The organism is Streptomyces sp. NH27 (genome assembly GCF_056859195.1).
The window spans coordinates 17,068-33,147 of record NZ_JACEGK010000014.1 but is presented as its reverse complement, the minus strand read 5'-3'; the positions used below and the strand labels follow the sequence as shown (position 1 = coordinate 33,147).

Annotated in this window: 13 protein-coding genes and 3 pseudogenes; 4 read left to right on the top strand and 12 right to left on the bottom strand. The window is 70.7% G+C overall.

The window, feature by feature from the left end; all coding sequences use genetic code 11:
• Together AC13HU_RS02780 and AC13HU_RS02775 are read left to right on the top strand one after the other, a co-directional pair.
• The coding region (locus AC13HU_RS02780) for a FadR/GntR family transcriptional regulator (RefSeq protein ID WP_483040086.1) at positions 1-428 on the top strand (428 nt) is incomplete at its 5' end.
• Positions 407-624, top strand: a pseudogene (locus tag AC13HU_RS02775) (alpha-ketoglutarate-dependent dioxygenase AlkB); the annotation flags it as partial. The gene AC13HU_RS02780 and the pseudogene AC13HU_RS02775, both read left to right, overlap by 22 nt.
• A gap of 163 nt (positions 625-787) precedes the next feature.
• On the opposite strand, the gene AC13HU_RS02770 reads toward AC13HU_RS02775, so the two are convergent.
• The 8 genes and pseudogenes from AC13HU_RS02770 to AC13HU_RS02735 form a co-directional block, all read right to left on the bottom strand.
• Positions 788-1,093, bottom strand: coding sequence for a hypothetical protein (locus AC13HU_RS02770; RefSeq protein WP_483040089.1), 306 nt, complete (start codon positions 1,091-1,093; stop codon positions 788-790).
• Positions 1,094-1,170: 77 nt separating this feature from the next.
• Positions 1,171-1,449 carry a DUF7848 domain-containing protein gene (locus AC13HU_RS02765; RefSeq protein ID WP_483040085.1) on the bottom strand — a complete coding sequence of 93 codons (279 nt, stop codon included), beginning with the start codon at positions 1,447-1,449 and terminating at the stop codon, positions 1,171-1,173.
• Positions 1,446-1,673: a hypothetical protein gene (locus AC13HU_RS02760; protein WP_483040084.1), complete on the bottom strand. Its 228-nt coding sequence runs from the start codon at positions 1,671-1,673 to the stop codon at positions 1,446-1,448. The genes AC13HU_RS02765 and AC13HU_RS02760 overlap by 4 nt, the downstream gene beginning before the upstream one ends.
• Before the next feature lie 83 nt (positions 1,674-1,756).
• A complete protein-coding gene (locus AC13HU_RS02755) occupies positions 1,757-2,605 on the bottom strand; it encodes a helix-turn-helix domain-containing protein (RefSeq protein ID WP_483040083.1) in 849 nt (282 codons plus the stop codon).
• Between the two features lie 17 nt (positions 2,606-2,622).
• Positions 2,623-3,144 (bottom strand): DUF6879 family protein, encoded by a 522-nt coding sequence (locus AC13HU_RS02750; protein WP_483040082.1) that lies wholly within the window; start codon positions 3,142-3,144, stop codon positions 2,623-2,625.
• A pseudogene (locus AC13HU_RS02745) lies at positions 3,101-3,353 on the bottom strand (hypothetical protein). Before AC13HU_RS02745 ends, AC13HU_RS02750 begins: the two are co-directional and overlap by 44 nt.
• Before the next feature lie 153 nt (positions 3,354-3,506).
• Positions 3,507-7,688: a carboxypeptidase regulatory-like domain-containing protein gene (locus AC13HU_RS02740; RefSeq protein WP_483040081.1), complete on the bottom strand. Its 4,182-nt coding sequence runs from the start codon at positions 7,686-7,688 to the stop codon at positions 3,507-3,509.
• A gap of 471 nt (positions 7,689-8,159) precedes the next feature.
• A complete protein-coding gene (locus AC13HU_RS02735) occupies positions 8,160-9,233 on the bottom strand; it encodes a hypothetical protein (RefSeq protein WP_483040080.1) in 1,074 nt (357 codons plus the stop codon).
• A gap of 329 nt (positions 9,234-9,562) precedes the next feature.
• On the opposite strand from AC13HU_RS02735, the gene AC13HU_RS02730 reads away from it, so the two are divergent.
• A complete protein-coding gene (locus AC13HU_RS02730) occupies positions 9,563-11,566 on the top strand; it encodes a serine/threonine-protein kinase (RefSeq protein WP_483040079.1) in 2,004 nt (667 codons plus the stop codon).
• Positions 11,567-11,859: 293 nt separating this feature from the next.
• Here the strand turns inward: AC13HU_RS02730 and AC13HU_RS02725 are convergent.
• Positions 11,860-12,024: pseudogene (locus AC13HU_RS02725) on the bottom strand (zinc ribbon domain-containing protein); the annotation flags it as partial.
• Positions 12,025-12,176: 152 nt separating this feature from the next.
• Here AC13HU_RS02725 and AC13HU_RS02720 point away from each other — a divergent pair.
• Positions 12,177-13,028, top strand: a complete 852-nt coding sequence (locus tag AC13HU_RS02720) for a siderophore-interacting protein (RefSeq protein WP_483040078.1) — start codon at positions 12,177-12,179, stop codon at positions 13,026-13,028.
• Positions 13,029-13,092: 64 nt separating this feature from the next.
• Here AC13HU_RS02720 and AC13HU_RS02715 read toward each other — a convergent pair whose 3' ends face one another.
• From AC13HU_RS02715 to AC13HU_RS02705, 3 genes are all read right to left on the bottom strand, one after another.
• Complete coding sequence (locus tag AC13HU_RS02715; RefSeq protein ID WP_483040088.1) at positions 13,093-13,839, bottom strand: ABC transporter permease; 747 nt, start codon at positions 13,837-13,839, stop codon at positions 13,093-13,095.
• Between the two features lie 80 nt (positions 13,840-13,919).
• Complete coding sequence (locus AC13HU_RS02710) at positions 13,920-15,005, bottom strand: ATP-binding cassette domain-containing protein (protein ID WP_483040077.1); 1,086 nt, start codon at positions 15,003-15,005, stop codon at positions 13,920-13,922.
• A gap of 384 nt (positions 15,006-15,389) precedes the next feature.
• Positions 15,390-16,073 (bottom strand): PadR family transcriptional regulator, encoded by a 684-nt coding sequence (locus AC13HU_RS02705; RefSeq protein WP_483040076.1) that lies wholly within the window; start codon positions 16,071-16,073, stop codon positions 15,390-15,392.
• Positions 16,074-16,080: the final 7 nt, after the last annotated feature.

Here is a 16,080-nt window from a genome sequence, read left to right as displayed (position 1 = left end):
GTGCAGGGGGCGCGGCGGGCGCGGCGGGCGCAAATCGCATGGGCGCCGCCGATGGCATCGACGGCTCGGACCGCACCGGCAACGCGGACGGGGACGCCGGCCGGAGGGCCGGCGGGCCGGACGCGGCCTTCATCGACGCGGACATCGCGCTGCACACCGCCGTGGTCGCCGCCGCGTACAACCCCGTACTCACCGATCTGTTCGCCGAGTTCGTGCCCGTGCTCCGGGAGAACATGCTGGCGCTGCTCGACCTGATGGACGTGCGCGCCCACGACGAGGAGCACGGAGAGGCCGCGCACTCGGCGCTGGTGGAGGCGATCGCCGCGGGCGAACCCGACCTCGCGGCGCGCGTGCTGCGCGACGAACTCTCCACCACCCAGGAGCATCTGAGGGACCGTCACCCACGGTGCGAGGACACGCCGTTGTAACCGCGCCGCCGCCACGGACGCGCAGCAGCCCCGCACCCGGCGCGGTCCACCTGCCCGGTTGACTCGCCCTGGACCGTCAGCGCGAACTGGTCGCAGCCTGCCGGGAATGGGCGTCCGGTCCGGTGCCGATGCGGCACACCCACCTGCCACGTGGCGGGTGATGTCCGTGCAGACGGTCTGCGTCGGCTGGCACTACGGAGACTTGCATACGGGCCCAGGTACGGCAAAGCCCCCTGTCGCGGGGGCAACAGGGGGCTTGCCGCTCTCTCACTCGGTGCTGTCGCTGCTCTGTGTCGGCGTCTTCGGCTCGGTGGTGCAGCCGCCCTTTCGGCAGCCGGGGACTCCACAGGACATGGTGATCACTTCCTCCCCGGATGTGGCGTGTTCGCGCTGGCTCGCCCTGCCTGGAAGGCGTTGGCGATCTCAGCGCGGAGTTCGTCGTACGGGGCTGCGTCTGCCCCGCATCGGTGGTGCAGTTCGCTGACGAGGACATTGAGACGCCGTTGGTCCTCAATGCCGATCGGTCCGGACGCGAGCACGGCCCGCAGATCCTTGACTGTCTCCGTCAGCGGTTGATCCGCGACCCTTGCACTGAGGGCCGTCAAGTCGCTCACCCTGCCGAAGGGCTTGAGCGGACGGTCAAGGAACTCGCGGATGGTGATCACGTGGGCCGGCTCCTTCAGTGACATCGTGCGGACCCGTCCCGGGGCCATGCTTGGCAACGCAACCCCGAAAGGGGCGTCTACGGGATCGGGCGGTCTTCCATCGACGTCCGCCAGTAGCGCGTGACGGTCTCTCGGAAGTGGGTGTGCGACGGGTTGCGTGCCGAGTGCCGGATGGCCCACGTCTGCACCTCGGCGAAGTCCTCACTGGCGGGGCTGCGACTGCCTCCGTCACGGCTCACTACGTCCTGCCGCGGACATGTGGTGCACCCGATCTCGAACAGCGCTCCCGCGGGAGCGCCTGGCGACCTATCGGGGGTGAAGAGCCAGTCGACGAAGCGCAGCACGGAGCGCGTCATGACGGCGACTTCGAGCCGGCCGGCAATCCGCGGGAACGGAGTTGCTGCGCGATCAGCTCACGGGCGGTCGCGCGTCGGACGAGGGGCGCCTTCTGGTCCCACTCCACGCCGCCGGAGAGAGGGCGTAATGCCACGGTGCGGTACGACACATCCATCACGACGCCGACGCGATGAAGGCGCTCGTCGTACGCCGTGTCTCCGATCGTTAGATCTGTCTGCGGCATGACCTCTCCTGCCGTCGGTGGTAATTCGACGGTAGGAGCGCACTTGCACTCCGAGCCAGGAACTTCTACGAACTTCTACGACTTCATCCGAGAGAGTCAATGGCAGCCGTAATGAGTGACCTTGCGGCGGCACCGTAGACGGCGATTTCGGACAGCGCCCTGAACGCTCGTGCGTACTCCGCGATTTCGCGGGGCTGCGTGACCGTCAGGTGGGCGGAGACCAGCTCAACGCCTACCTGTGCGTCGTCGTACATGGTGAACGACTCCACCGGCCACCCCACCCCGCGGGCGGCACCCAGGGGGATCACACCGAGACTGACGGACGGCAGGGAAGCCGCGACGATCAAATGCCCCAGTTGGCCGGCTGTCACCTCGGCGTCCCCAATGACCGTTCGCAATACCCACTCTTCCAGGAGCATCGCGAAGCGTCGGTGTCCGGAGTGAAGTATCGACTGCCGATCCATGCGAACGCTCACGGCCGCATCGATGTCGTCGGGGACGTGGCGCAGTTCAGCAACGGTGCTCAGGACGGAGCGTGTGTACGCGGCCGTCTGAAGCAGCCCAGGGACCACCCAGGACTGATAGGACCGGAAGCGCTCCGTGCGCTCGAAGAGCGGCGTCACAGACTCCTGCACGCGCCGGAGGCCGGCGCGCTCCATCCGACGCCATTCGACGTATTGACCGTCGATGCCGCGGGCCGTCGCTATCAGATCGGCGGTCTGGCTCTCCGCTCCACAGATGGCCACCCACGCCCGGATGTCGGCGTCCGATGGCGGGGTCGTCCCGTGCTCCAGCCGGGACGTCTTCGACTCGTGCCAGCCGGCACGCCTGGCCAGCTCCCGCGCGGTAAGCCCGGAATCCTTCCGGATCTCGCGTAGGCGCTGACCAAGCGCTTGCCTTGCTTGCTGGACACTGGACGCTGGAGACGCCACCGACGTTGCGCCCGTCCTCACTTCAGCCGGTAGTCGGCGTGCGGAACTGCTCGCTGCCACACCAGCTCAAACGAGGCTGCGCACGCCTCCACGACGTCAACGTCCGTAACTTCCTCTTCGTCGTCGGGAGCAAGCTCGCCGTTCCCGTCGAAGTGGAGGAAGAGCGTCACCTCGTCGTCGAACAACCACAGGTCGTTGCCCGGAAGCAGCAAGTCTGAGGCTCGTCGCCGTGGCAGCCACCGAACCTCTTCGCCTGCGGCTTCATTGGACGACGTCATGTAGTGCTCGAACCTGACGTAGTCACTGACGGGTTCCGAAATGATGCGGGCCCGTCGGATACGCACGCCGCATGTCGACAGGTCGGAGATGAGCGACGACCACTCCTGGTGCGGCCCGTCGGCCGTCATGTCGGGCTTCTCGCCTGCCTGCCACGCAGCGAACCGGGGATCGGACTGCATGTAGCCGTCGCGCATCTCCAGATGAACGGCGGAACGGTTACACCGACGGAGACGGTCCGCGATCGTCAGGGGCGTCGTCATTGCGCTGTACCTCCGGGAAGAACTTCATCATCCGACGCGGGAACTCGATCACGGTCTCATGATCCGGGGATGTCCATCTTGGACAGCCGCTCAGCGTCCAACACCTTCCAGCCCTGGAGCAGGTAATTGTCCGTCTCGTCGTCCAAGTACACGGTGGGCGACTTGCCTTCGGGACTCTCCAGGTCCTGGCCAAGCTTGTGAAGTGTCATGATCCCTCCTAGGGCGAGGTGCACATTCTGTCTCCACAAGCTTGCGCTGTGTCACCCCGTCGGTCTATGAACTTCTACGAACTTGCGTGGGCGCACCCGCGGCCGGGGACGGGGCCGCAACCGTCGCGGCGCCCGCCCCCGGCCAACCCTTGATCAGTCCTTGAGCAGCGCGAAGTCCGTCGTCGTGGTGGCCCCCTTCGTGATCTTCACGGTGGCCACGGTCGGCTGGTAGCCGTCCTTCGCCACGATGACCTGGAGCGGGTTGTTACGCGTGTCGAGCCAGAGCGCGTAAGTCCCGTCCTTGGCGGTCTTCAGCGTGTAGTGCGTGGCCCAGGTGTCGATCTGGACGGTCGCCCCGGCGAGCGGTCCGCCGCCGGAGGCGGTGACGGTGCCGGTGATCTTCCCCCAGGTGGCCGGGGGCTTGACGGCGAACGAGACACCGACCGGGGCGACCCGGTACGGCGTGTCACTGGCGAGGCTCAACGAGGCGGTGTACGTGCCGGGTTGGGTGATCTCGGGCACCGACGCGTCGAGCGTGACCGTGAAGTTCGCGCTCTTGCCGGGCTGCACGGTGACCGTGTCGGCGCTTTCGGACAGCCACGTGACGTCGGCGGAACCGACCTGGTCGTAGCCGGGCAGTACCTCGGCGCTGCCGTCCGGCGTGCTGCCGACCAGACCGCCGACGGCGTAGAAGCCGACCCCGCCGCCACCCCGGTAGAGCGAGGAGTTCGCATTGGGCAGCGCGGTCCAGGAGTTGGCGGTCGGGTCGTACGCCCAGGTCTGGTTGGTCAGCGCGGCGCCGCTGTTGATCGCGCCGCCCTCGACCAGCAGCAGCCCGTTCGCGGCGGCGTACGCGGAACCCCACGCGTCGGTGGGCTGGTCGGCGATCGGCGACCAGGAGTCGGACGCAGGGTCGTAGACGTAGCCGTGGGTGATGCTGCCGGCGTCGGTGGTGCCGCCCGCGCAGTACAGCTTGCCCGCGACCGCGCCGCAGGACTCCCACGCCACCGCCTCCGGGTAGGCCGCGGCCGTCGACCAGGAGTCACTGGCCGGGTCGTACACGGTCACGTCGGTGGTGCCGCAGGCGGTGGCGGTGCAGCCACCGACCGAGTACAGCTTGCCGTCGAGCACCGCGGTGCCCGAACCGGCGTACGGCTTGGGCGTGTTCGCACCCGTCGACCAGGTGTTGCCGGCGATGTCGTAGATCTCCAGCTTGGCGTCGGGCGAGCCGTCGGGACCCCAGCCACCGGCGGCGTAGAGCTTGCCGTCGATGATCCCGTGCGCGGGCGACTCGCGGGTGTCGGCGGCCGAGGCCAGCTTCGTCCACGCGCCGCTGTCCGCGCTGTACGCGTACAGGTCGCTGGTGTCGGTGGCGCCGGTGAAGCCGAACGCCGAGTAGACGGTGCCCTGCCAGCCGTCCACCGTGTTGTCACCGGTCGCGACCGGCAGGTCGGGAACCGTCTGCCAGGCGTCACCGGCCGCGCCCTGCGCCGCGGTCGCGGCATCGGGCGTGGCACCGGACTTGCCCGAACCCGCCTTGCCCGCACCGGACTTGGCGCCCGAGGCGCCGTGCTTGGCGAGGGCCAGCGGCGAGTAGTGACCCTTGACGAGGTTCAGCGGCGCGCCCTTGGCCTGCACCGTGACGCCGCCGGGGGTCTCGCCGACCGTGATGGTGGCCGGCGCGGTGCCGGTGTTCTTCACGGTGACCTTCTGGGTGGCGCTCTTGCCCCAGGCCACGGTCTTGTCGATCGAGGTCGGCGTCACGCTCAACTGCCCGGCCTTGAGGGTGAGATCGGCGTCCACGGTGCCGTTGGACGGCACGTTGGCGGTGGCGGTGGCGGAGGTGTAGTGCGAGGCCGCCGCCGTCAGCGGGTGCTTGCCGGTCTTGTGCGAGAAGAGCCAGTAGAAGCCGTCGCCCACGTTGGGGTCGTCCGGCGTGGCCACGGTGGTGGTGTGGTCGCCGGGCGCGTCGCCGCTGGTGACGGTGGCGCCGTCGACGCCGTCACCGGTGTTGGCGTCGGTGACGTTGCCGACCACGATGCCGCCGGCCACCGGGTTGTAACTGCGCTGGCCGACAAAGACGTTGTCCAGCTGCCACCAGTAGGCCCAGTCGCCGGTGTAGTGGAAGCGCACCTTCACGTCGCTCTTGCCGGCGTAGTCGGTCAACGGCACCTCGACGTGGCCGTTCACGGCCGTGGTGGTCTTCTCCCACACGGTGGACCAGGTGCTGCCGCCGTCGGTGGAGACGTCGATGTCGGCCGTGGAGCTGCTGTACGACTTGTAGTCGGTGTCGAAGCTCAGCAGCGGGCCGGTCGCGGAGCTCAGGTCGAAGGACGGCGACACCAGCGAGGTGTCCTGGCTCGCGCCCTGCCCGATGTGGTCGCTGTCGACGATGGCGAAGCCGCCGTCGCCGCCGGTGAGGTTGCCGCGGGCCCCGGGGTCGTCGAAGGTCCAACCGCCGTTGCTGCCATCGGCGTTGGAGACGGTCCAGCCGTCCGGCGGGCCAGTGGTGGAGGTGAAGGGCTCGGTCGGTCCGCTCAACGAGACGGAGTAGCCGGGCGCGTCGGTGGAGGTCGGGTCGACCGGCACCGAGACGTCGGCGGTCGTGTCGGCGGTGCCGACGGTGACCGTCTTGTCCACGGCCTGGTAGCCGGGGTAGTCCGCGGTGACGTGCAGCGTGTAGGAGCTGTTCTGCGGCAACGTCAGGGAGAAGTCGCCGGTGGTCGGGTCGGTGAAGACCGGGCCGCCGGGAACTCCCGCCGCGGTGATCTTCGCGTACAGCGGCCAGCCGTGGCCGGAGCCGTCGGTGACCTTGCCGGAGACGGTCTGCTTCGGCACCGCGTTCAGCGCGAAGGACTCGGCGACGGTGGCCCCGTCGTCGAGCTGCACGCCGCTCGCGGAGCCGTCCGCGTAGCCGTACGCGGAGGCGGTCAGGTCGTAGGAACCCGGCGGGATGTCCAGCTTGTAGGTGCCGTCGGCACCCGAAATGGCGCTGTGGTCACCGGCCTTGACGGTCGCGCCGGAGATCGGGTCGCCGCTGCCCTGGTCGGTGATCTTGCCGCTGATCACGCCGTGCGGGCCGCTGCGGAAGGCGGCCAGGCCGTTGGGCGTGCCGAGCCCGGTGGGGCCGTCGTAGCCCGGGCCCGCGGTGCACAGGGCGGCCGGGGTGCAGCTGCCGTTGTTGCCGGTGGTCACGTCGTTGAGCGCGCCGGCCTGGGCGTAGGGGTACGCGTTCGGGTACGTGCCGTCGCCGGGGGTGCCGGCCGACGCGTAGACGCCCGCGATGATCGGGGACGACGCGCTGGTGCCGCCGTACACCGACCAGCCGCCGCCACCGTAGGTCTGGTAGACCGAGACGCCGGTCTCGGGGTCGGCGACCGCGGAGACGTCGGTGACCGTGCGGTTGTCACAGGCGGTGTCGGTCTGGAAGGCCGGCTTGGGCTCGTAGAGCGAGCAGCCGGAACCGGGGCCGCCGTAGGCGTTGTTCCACACCGACTCGGACCAACCGCGGCTGGTACCGGTGTCCTTGGCGAGCGCGGTGCCGCCGACGGAGGTGACGTACTGCGAGGCGGCCGGGTAGCTCACGCCGTAGTCGCCGTCACCGGAGGACGCCACGACCGCTACGCCCGGGTGGTTGTAGTACGGGTCCATCGAGGTCAGCTCGGAGGGGTCCTCGCCGCTGCCCGGGGTGGAGTCGTAGCCGGTGCCGTAGGAGTTGGAGACGTACTTCGCGCCGAGCGCGACCGCCTCGTCCACCGCGGCGCCGAGGTCCTCGAAGTTCGCCGAGTCCGCCTCGACCAGCAGGATGTGGGCGTTCGGCGCGACCGCGGAGACCATGTCGATGTCGAGGGAGATCTCGCCGGACCAGTCGGGGTCGGGCGAGGGCAGGTCGTCGGTGCCGCCGCGCTGGCTCACCTTGGTGAAGCAGCCGCTGTCCGCGGTGCACGCGGGCAGCCCGAACTGGTCGCGGTAGACGGCCAGGTCGGCCGCGGCGTTCGGGTCGTCGTACGCGTCGACGATGGCGACGGTCTCGCCCGCACCGCCGTCCGCGGGGAGCGCGTAGGCACTCTGCAGGTCGCCGGGGCCGAAGCCGGCCGGGGTGGCGGCGTGCGGCTGGACCCCCTTCGTGGCGGGGACGTCGGTACGCCGCAGCGCGAAGCAGGAGAACTGGCCGGGCTTGGGGGTGCCGCACGCACGGACCGCGCCGGTGTGGGACTTGGTGGCCGCGGGGGCGGCCGATGCCGTTGCCGCCAGGGGCACTTGGAGCCCCAGCGCGGCGAGCGCGGCAGTGGTGAGCGCGGCGACCGCGCCGCGTCTGAGGAAGGGTATGCGCAAGGTGGGTCTCCCTTGGGCGTGACCTGATGCCGGGTGTGCACCGGCTGCGGCCCGATCGAACCGCTGGCGTATACCTGTGCATCACCCACCCCATGGGAATCCTTTACGCATTGACGGATACCTGACATCGTTGCCACGGATCGGACCGTCGCGTTTACGCCACCCGACCCACCGCGCCCACACGACACCCTCACCACACCCGCAGTGGATCACCACCGCACCCACACCACACGCCCCTTGACGCAGACTGCCGACCGGCGGTGAACTCGCCCACGCGTCAACCGAGTTCCCGCGCGCCGACCGCCGCGAGCAGGGCGAGCCTGCTCTCCGCCTCGCTGCCGGGCGCGGCCGTGTGGACCACGGTCCGCGCATCGTGCCGGTGGGTGGCCAGGACGTCGCAGTCGAGTTCCGGCCGCGAGGTCGCGTCGCCCGGACCCGGACCCCTCGACCCGGACCCGGTAGCCGTTCCGGTCAGTCCAGCCAGCCGTTCCGGGCCGCGTGCCAGACGAGCTGGATGCGGTTGTCGACGCCGGCAGTACGCTGCATCGCCGCGATCCGGCGCTGGACGGTACGGATCGCGACGCCGAGCGAGCGGGCCATGGCGGCGTCGGTACTGCCCATGACGAGCATCGCGAGGATGCGCTGCTGGAGGGTGCCGCTGCCGGAGCCGGGGCCGGCGAGCGGCACCCCGCCGGACCACACGCTCTCGAAGAACATCACAAGGGCGTCGAGCAGCCCGCTCGCGCCGATCACCAGCATGACCGGCTCGGGCGGCGGGGTGTCGCCTCCGAGCGGGACCAGGGCCACCGAGCGGTCCGCGACGCACATGCGGACCGGCAGCCGGTCGACCACGCGGACGTCCGCGCCCGGCGGCAGGCCGTCGAAAGCGCCTTCCACGCCGTCGGGCTCCTTCTGCACGGCGGCGCGCTCCACCACGACGCGGCGCCGGACCGTGGACACGCCCGACCCGACCGCCCGGAAGAACCCGGCCGAACCGGTGGGTGCGGCCATCCGGTCCAGGCCACCCGGACCGCTCGGATCACCCGAACCGCCCGGATCACCCGAACCGCCCGCCCCGGTCCGCCCGCCGGGCAGCTCCGGCTCGACCGCTTCCGTGCCTCCCGGGGCGAAGACCAGCAACTCCCCCCGGACCTGCCGGAGTACGGCGTCCAACCGCACCTGCACCGCCTCGGCGCCGTGTACGGCCTGGACCACCTCCTCGACCCGGTGACCCTCGTGCACCCGCTGGTACTCCACGGCGAGCCGGTCGAACAGCGCCCGGCCGCGCACCAGTTGCTCCTGCGCGCTGGACAGCAGCGGCAGCAGCCCCTCATGCGGCGGCAGCGGGTACCAGCGGTCGTCCAGTCCCAGCCGGGCCAGACCCCGCGCGGCCAGCTCCACGCACGCGGCCCGCGCGACCTCCGCCGACAGCCCTGTCTGCCGGGCCAGTTCGGCGACCGCCACTCCCCTGGTCGCCACCAGCAACGGATAGGCCCGGTCCGCGTGGACGCTCAACCCGAGTGCTTCAAACGGGCGTTCGGTCATGATCGTGGACTCTAGTCCTCGGCTCCCGGCCGAATGTCGGACTTTGCCGATCCCGTCGCACCCCCGACCGTACGCGGGCGATCCGCGCACAAGGGGTCATGTACGCAAGGAAGCCCATACGCTACCGACCGTATCCGCCCGAGCCGTTCCGACCGGTCGGCATGCCCAGGAGGGTGCGCACGGGCGGGACCGCGACGACGAGAAGGCCCCGAACGACGTGCGTGCGTACGTGCGCACGCGCGAGCTTGTACAGGGGAGCCGCAAGGAGCCTTGTGGGACCGCTGGTTCGCGATAGCGGGAGCGGGCCGTCCTCGGATAGCGTTCCCCGCATGAGTGCGCACGGGGAGCACGACGGGGACCGGAGCTTCGACCTGGACGGCAGCGGTGCTGAGCCGCTGACCTCGGACGATCCGCGACGGATCGGCCCGTTCCCGCTGATCGGCCTGCTCGGCGCCGGCGGAATGGGCCGGGTGTACCTCGGGGTCGAGTCGGGCCGCTACGCCGCGGTCAAGCGGGTCCTACCGCTGCTGGCCCAGGACCCGGACTTTCTGCGGCACTTCCGGCACGAACTCGACAACCTCGCCAGGCTGCCCGCAGGCGTCAGCGTCCCGCTGCTGGCCACCGACCGCACCGCGAACCCGCCCTGGTTCGCCACCGAGTACATACCTGGCCTCACCCTGACCGAGGCGCTGCGTCTGCACGGCGGCCCGCTGCCCCGCGAGGCCCTCTGGCATCTGCTGCGCGAGCTGGCCACCCGGCTCAAGGCGCTGCACGCCCTGGACATGCTGCACCGGGACATCAAGCCCTCCAATGTGATGCTGACCCTCGACGGGCTCGCCCTCATCGACTTCGGCATCGCACGGGCCGCCGATCAGAGCCGGCTGACCAAGACCGGAATGGTCCTCGGCACACCCGAGTACATGGCGCCCGAACAGGCCCAAGCCGTAAAGGCGTTGACCGGCGCCGCCGATGTGTTCGCGCTCGGCAGCCTGCTCTTCTTCGCGGCGACCGGCGAGTCGCCCTTCGGCAAGGGCTCCGGCCTCGAAGTGCTCTACCGCATCGTGCACAGCACGCCGGACTTCTCCGCGCTGCGCGACGTGGACCCCGACCTGGCCGAGGTCGTCGCCGCTTGCCTCGACAAGTCCCCCACCGCCCGACCCACCGCCGCTGACCTGCTCGAACGCGGCACGGAACACGCTCCCGCCGCCGCCGCGGTCTGGCCGGCCACGGTCACCGAACAGCTCGAACACCGGGCCGCCTTCGCCGCAGCGGCGCCCTCCGTCGATGAACTCATCTCCGGCTCCGACCCCGGCCCCGACACCGCGGACCCGAAGCCGAACCCGAAGCCGGCAACGCAGGCCGCGGAGACGGTCGTAGCGGCCGAACCGGTCGCAGCGGCGAACCCGGCGCCCGCCGAAGTCCCCGCAGCCGGCGGCGATTCCGGGCAGAGCGGGCGCACCCCGAAAGCGCGCAAGCAGCGCTCCCGTAAGTTGATCATGATCCTGCCCATCGTGGTGGCGGCGGGCGGAATCTCCGCCATCACCCTCCTTCCGGACTCGTCCACACCGCACGCCGGCGGGAAGCCGTCCTCCCCGGCCTCGGTGTCGCTGTCCGCCTCGCCGTCGGCCGACCGCAGCGGGCCGACGTCCACGGCGCGGCCGGGCCACCCGACCGCGCCGAAATCCGCATCCGCCTCGCCACACTCCTCGGCGGGAGCCGCCGGTGGCGGTCGGAAGTCGGGCTCGGGCCCCGGGAAGGCCGGGACCGGAACCGGGACAGGGGCGGCACCCGGGGGGAGCAGTTCCCACGGCGGCACCACCGGCGGCAGCACCGGGGGCAGCAACGGCGGCACCACCGGGGGTAACTCGGGCAAAACGGGAGGCAGTTCATCATCGGGCGGGTCCGGTGGGGGCACGACCAAGATCGGCTCGGCGGGGACCTACCGCATCAAGGACGCGGCCGACGGCGGATGCCTCGAACATGACACCAGCAGCGGCGCCCCCAGCGCATACGCGGTGAGCGGCTCCTGCGCGTCGGAGTCGAACCCCTACTTCGAATGGACCTTCTCCCCCGGACCGAACGGCACCTTCAAAGTGATCAACCGGGGCAGCGGCTACTGCCTCACCGCGTTCATGGCGAACGGCTGGATCAACATGGACGCCTGCGGCTCCACCTCCGGCCAGTACTGGCAGATCGGCGCACGGAAGTCCACCGGCAGCACGCTCGAGAACACCACCTACTGGCAGTGCATGCAGATATTCGGCTCGGCGAGCGTGACCTCTTGTGACAGTACGAAAGCCGCCGAGCTGTGGAGCTACGCCGGCAAGGGCTGACTCCTGGCGGGCCCGGTAGCCGTACGCCTACGGGCGGCGGACGGCGAGGACCGCTTGCGGCCGGGACGCGTAGAACCGTTCGATGGTCGCGATCTCTTCCTCGCTGCGGTCCCACGCGACTTTGAGCTCCGAGTTCAGGCGAACCGGATCGAACGTGCACAGCAGCGTCGTGGTGCCGGTCGCACCACGACAACTGCGTTCACCACATCACTACGTCAACTACCTGGCCCTGAAGGGTCAGGCTTGGAGGTAGAGCCCGGCTGGGTGCTGGGTGGTCTCCTCCGTCCAGCACCCTAAGCGGGTGCAGGGGCGTGTGACTCCGCCCCGCTTCGCCACAACCGCCACGCACGGGCACGGATGTTGCGGGAGGCATTGCGGTCGGCGTGATCAACGAATCCGCACGACCGGCACGCGAACCGCCCCTGAGAGACACGGTTCAGCTTGTCTGTGTATCTGCACACCGCAGCAGCACGGCGGCCGTCGGTTAGGCTTGCCTAAGTGCCTGGCGGCCCGCGCCGATCGCGCGGGGCGGCCCGGAGCGTGCGGACGGCATGCACGAGGCACACGGACAGCCGAGCGCGCGATACAGCGCGAGGAAGCGGGCGCATCGATGGCGGACCGACCGCAACGCAGGACCCCCACCCCGAAGCGCGCGACCGTGCTGCGCGGCGAGAGGATCACCCCGCACATGGTCCGGGTGGTGCTGGCCGTGGACCCGGCCGCCGCCCTGGACATCGGGGAGTACACCGACCACTACATCAAGCTGCTCTTCCCCGCCGAGGGCGAGACCTTCCCCGAGCCGCTGGACATCGAGGCGATCCGCCGCGACCAGCCCCGGGAGCGCTGGCCCCGGACCCGCACCTACACCGTACGGTCCTACGACCCGGCCACCCGCGAGATGGCGGTGGACTTCGTGGTCCACGGCGACGAGGGCGTCGCCGGTCCCTGGGCGGCCCGGGTACAGGCCGGCGAGGTGCTGTACTTCAGTGGCCCGGGCGGCGGGTACGCCCCCGACCCGGCCGCCGACTGGCACCTGCTCGCCGGCGACGAGAGCGCGCTGCCCGCGATCGGCGCCGCGCTCGATCGGCTGCCGGCCGACGCGACCGCGAAGGTCTTCATCGAGGTCTCCGGGCCCGAGGAGGAGCAGAAGTTCAACGTCGACCCCGGCACCGAGGTGGTGTGGCTGCACCGCGGCACCGCCCCGGTCGGCGCCGCTCTGGTCGACGCGGTCACCGCGCTCGACTTCCCGGCCGGCCGCGTGCACGTCTTCGTGCACGGCGAGGCCACGTTCGTCCGCGACCTGCGCCGCCACCTGCGGCTGGAGCGCGACATCCCGCGCGAGGACCTGTCCATCTCGGGGTACTGGCGCCGCGGCAAGGACGAGGACGGCTGGCAGTCCTCCAAGCGCGAGTGGAACGCGGAGGTCGAGCGCGAGCAGGAGGGCGCACCGGCCACCTCGTAGCGGCGAAGGGTTCGGATGGGAGGCAGCACCGGGTGAAGGTACCGCCTCCCGTCTGCGCCCCGGGTCAGACGGCCTTCTGGTAGGACCTCAGGGTGCGGGTGGAGAGCCAGACCGCGGCCAGGGCGAGCGCGACCAGACCGCCGCCGCGCGTCAGGAGCAGCGAGCCGTCGGGGTGCGCGGCCATCGCCGAACGCCCGGCGACCAGCGCCCAGTTGACGGGGTTGAAGGCACTGACGTGCCGCATCCAGGAGGGCATGAGGCTGGGAGCCATGAAGGCCGAGGAGAGGAACGTCAGCGGCAGCAGCAGGAAGGCGTTGATGCCGATGATGCTCTCGCGCTGCCTGACCAGCATGCCCAGCGCGTTGGAGAGCGCGCCGAAGACCGTGCCGAGCAGGACGGACGCCACGACCAGCAGCACCAACCCGCCGAAGCCGCCCGGGTAGTGGGCCCCGCCCGCCTTGCCGAGCAGGATGATCACCACCGACTGGAGCGCGGTGCTCAGACCCTGCTGGACCACGCCGGCGTTCATCAGGGCGGCCCTGCTGACCGGGGTGATCAGGAAGCGGTTGAGGGTGCCGCGCTCGATCTCCTCCAACATGCCCATGCCCGCCCACATGTTGGAGGACACCGCGCTCATCACCACGATGCCGGGCACGAGGTAGTCCAGGTAGGAACCGGCGCCGAAGCCCGGCAGTTCGACAACCTTGCGGAAGAGCGAGCCGAACAGGAAGAGCCAGATGACGGGTTGGACCAGCGTGACGACGACCACGACCGGCTGGCGGACGATCGCGAAAATCTGACGCTGCGTCATGTACCAGTTCTGGGCGAGGACTTCACCAGCACGCCGGAGCCAGGTGGCGGGCGAAGCGGAGGCGGCGGGGGTCGCGGTGCTCATCGGGCGTCTCCGGAGGTCGTGGCGGCGGTACGCGAGTCGGCGGTGCGGGACTCGGCCGGAGGGTTGGCGGCGGCGAGTGTTCCGGATCCGCCGGGACCTCCAGCCGCGTCGGGGCCGGCCTCGGCGAACCGCCGCCCGGCGTACCGCAGATACACGTCGTCCAGCGAGGGCCGGGCGACGGTGACGGCCGCGACCGCCGCCCCCTGCCGCTCCAGCGCGGCCAGCACGTGCGGTACGGCGGCGGGCCCGTCGTCGGCGCGGGCGCTGATCCGGCGGCCGTCGATGTCCACTTCCCGCACCCCGGCGAAGGTGTCGAGCGCGGTCCGCAGCAGCCGGGCGTCGACCGGGCCGGGCGCGTCGCGCAGCTCCACATGGACGGCGTCGCCGCGCAGTTCGCCCTTGAGCGCGTCCGGGGTGCCCTCGGCGACGACCCGGCCGCGGTCCACGATGGCGATCCGCTCGGCGAGCCGGTCGGCCTCGTCGAGGTAGTGCGTGGTGAGCAGGATGGTCAGGCCGTCGTCGCCGGCCAGCCGGGCGATCTCGGCCCACATCGCGGTGCGCGCCTCCGGGTCAAGTCCGGTGGTGGGCTCGTCCAGGAAGAGCACCTCGGGGCGGTGCACCAGGCCGAGCGCGACATCGAGCCGGCGCTGCATACCGCCGGAGTAGGTGTTGGCCTTGCGGTGCCCCGCGCCGGCCAGGTCGAACCGCTCCAGCAGTTCGTCGGCGCGGCGCGCCAGTGCGGTACCGCGCATCCCGTACAGCCGGCCTTGCAGCAGCAGGTTCTCCCGGCCGGTGGCGACCGGGTCGGCGCCGGAGCGCTGGGCGACGACGCCGATGGCGCGCCGTACCCGCTCCGGGTGGCGCAGCGCGTCGTGCCCGGCGACCAGGACGGTCCCGGAGTCGGGGCGGGCGAGGGTGGTCAGGATCCGGACGGTGGTGGACTTTCCGGCACCGTTCGGACCGAGCAGGCCGAAGACGGTGCCGGGCGCGACGATGACGGACATGCCATCCAGGGCCCGGACGTCGCCCGGGTAGGTCTTGACCAGGTCGCGGGCCGCCACGGCGGGCGGATGCGTGCTCATGATGGGTTCCTCCGTGGGAAGGGTCGCCGGGGCGCGCGAGGGCGCCGCCGGTCGGCGGAGGCATGAGCGGCCCCCGAGGGAGGAGCCGGGCTATCGTGGGTGTGCCGCACCTCGATCACCTGGCACCCGCTCATGCGCGGAGTGCCCCCAGAAGGCTCTGGGGACGGTCGTGGTTGGTGTTCCGGCGTCCGCTGTTGCAGCAGCGGGCGCCGGTCTGCTTCCGGGCCGGTCCGGCTCCCCGGCCTCGCGCGGTCGCGCGCGAGGAGTCGCCTGCGGGCCTGTCCCCCGGTGCCGTATTGCAGTACGGACGGGATCGGCCGCCGCCGGCCAGGAAGAGAGCCGGATCAGGGCTTCCGGTCGGTCCCTCTCAGGTCAGGTCGGTAGTCACCCGCTCTCCTTGCTTTCCCCGGCCGCCTCCGCCGGGTCGAAGCCCTCGAACCGCTCCTCCAGGTGAGACCACTCGTCCGGCACCTCGCCGGTCTCGTGCCAGTCGCGCCACTGCCCGATCCCACCGAGGGTGCCGTCGGCGAACTCCTGGTACATCGCGTGCAGCCATGCGATCTGCGCCCGCACCATGTGGAGGCGGAAGTCGTTCTCGATGAGGAACAACCGCGGGAGTTCACCGTCCAGCGCGTCCAACACCCCACGCAGGCCGGCCGCTTGGACCTCCAGCGCGCGTAGCCGGTCCTTGAGCAGGTCGGTCGCCTCGTCCGGGTGCAGTGCGCCCATCAGCGAGAGCGCGGTCTCGAAGAGCGGGTACTCCTGCGCGGGCACGGCGACGAGATCGGCGAGCCAGTCGTGCATCTCGATCCGGCCGGCGTCGGTGAGCCCGTAGACGGTCCGCTCGGGGCGGTTGCCGTCCCGCTGCACGCCCGCGACCTCGACGAAGCCGTGCTTTTCGAGGTTCTGCACCACGGTGTAGAGCGAGCCGAAATTGATCTTGATGCTGTGTTCCTTGCCGCGCTGGCGCAGCAGCCGAGCGATCTCGTACGGGTGCATCGGGCGCTCGGCGAGGGTCACCATCACCGCGAGGGCCAGCGGATTGGTCAGCTTGCGGCGCTGTGCCACTGGTACG

Coding starts and splice junctions, on each gene's coding strand:
- AC13HU_RS02765 (WP_483040085.1), bottom strand. CDS start 1,449: ATGACGCGCTCCGTGCTGCGCTTCGTCGACTGGCTCTTCACCCCCGAT.
- AC13HU_RS02760 (WP_483040084.1), bottom strand. CDS start 1,673: ATGCCGCAGACAGATCTAACGATCGGAGACACGGCGTACGACGAGCGC.
- AC13HU_RS02750 (WP_483040082.1), bottom strand. CDS start 3,144: ATGACGACGCCCCTGACGATCGCGGACCGTCTCCGTCGGTGTAACCGT.
- AC13HU_RS02735 (WP_483040080.1), bottom strand. CDS start 9,233: ATGACCGAACGCCCGTTTGAAGCACTCGGGTTGAGCGTCCACGCGGAC.
- AC13HU_RS02730 (WP_483040079.1), top strand. CDS start 9,563: ATGAGTGCGCACGGGGAGCACGACGGGGACCGGAGCTTCGACCTGGAC.
- AC13HU_RS02720 (WP_483040078.1), top strand. CDS start 12,177: ATGGCGGACCGACCGCAACGCAGGACCCCCACCCCGAAGCGCGCGACC.
- AC13HU_RS02715 (WP_483040088.1), bottom strand. CDS start 13,839: ATGACGCAGCGTCAGATTTTCGCGATCGTCCGCCAGCCGGTCGTGGTC.
- AC13HU_RS02710 (WP_483040077.1), bottom strand. CDS start 15,005: ATGAGCACGCATCCGCCCGCCGTGGCGGCCCGCGACCTGGTCAAGACC.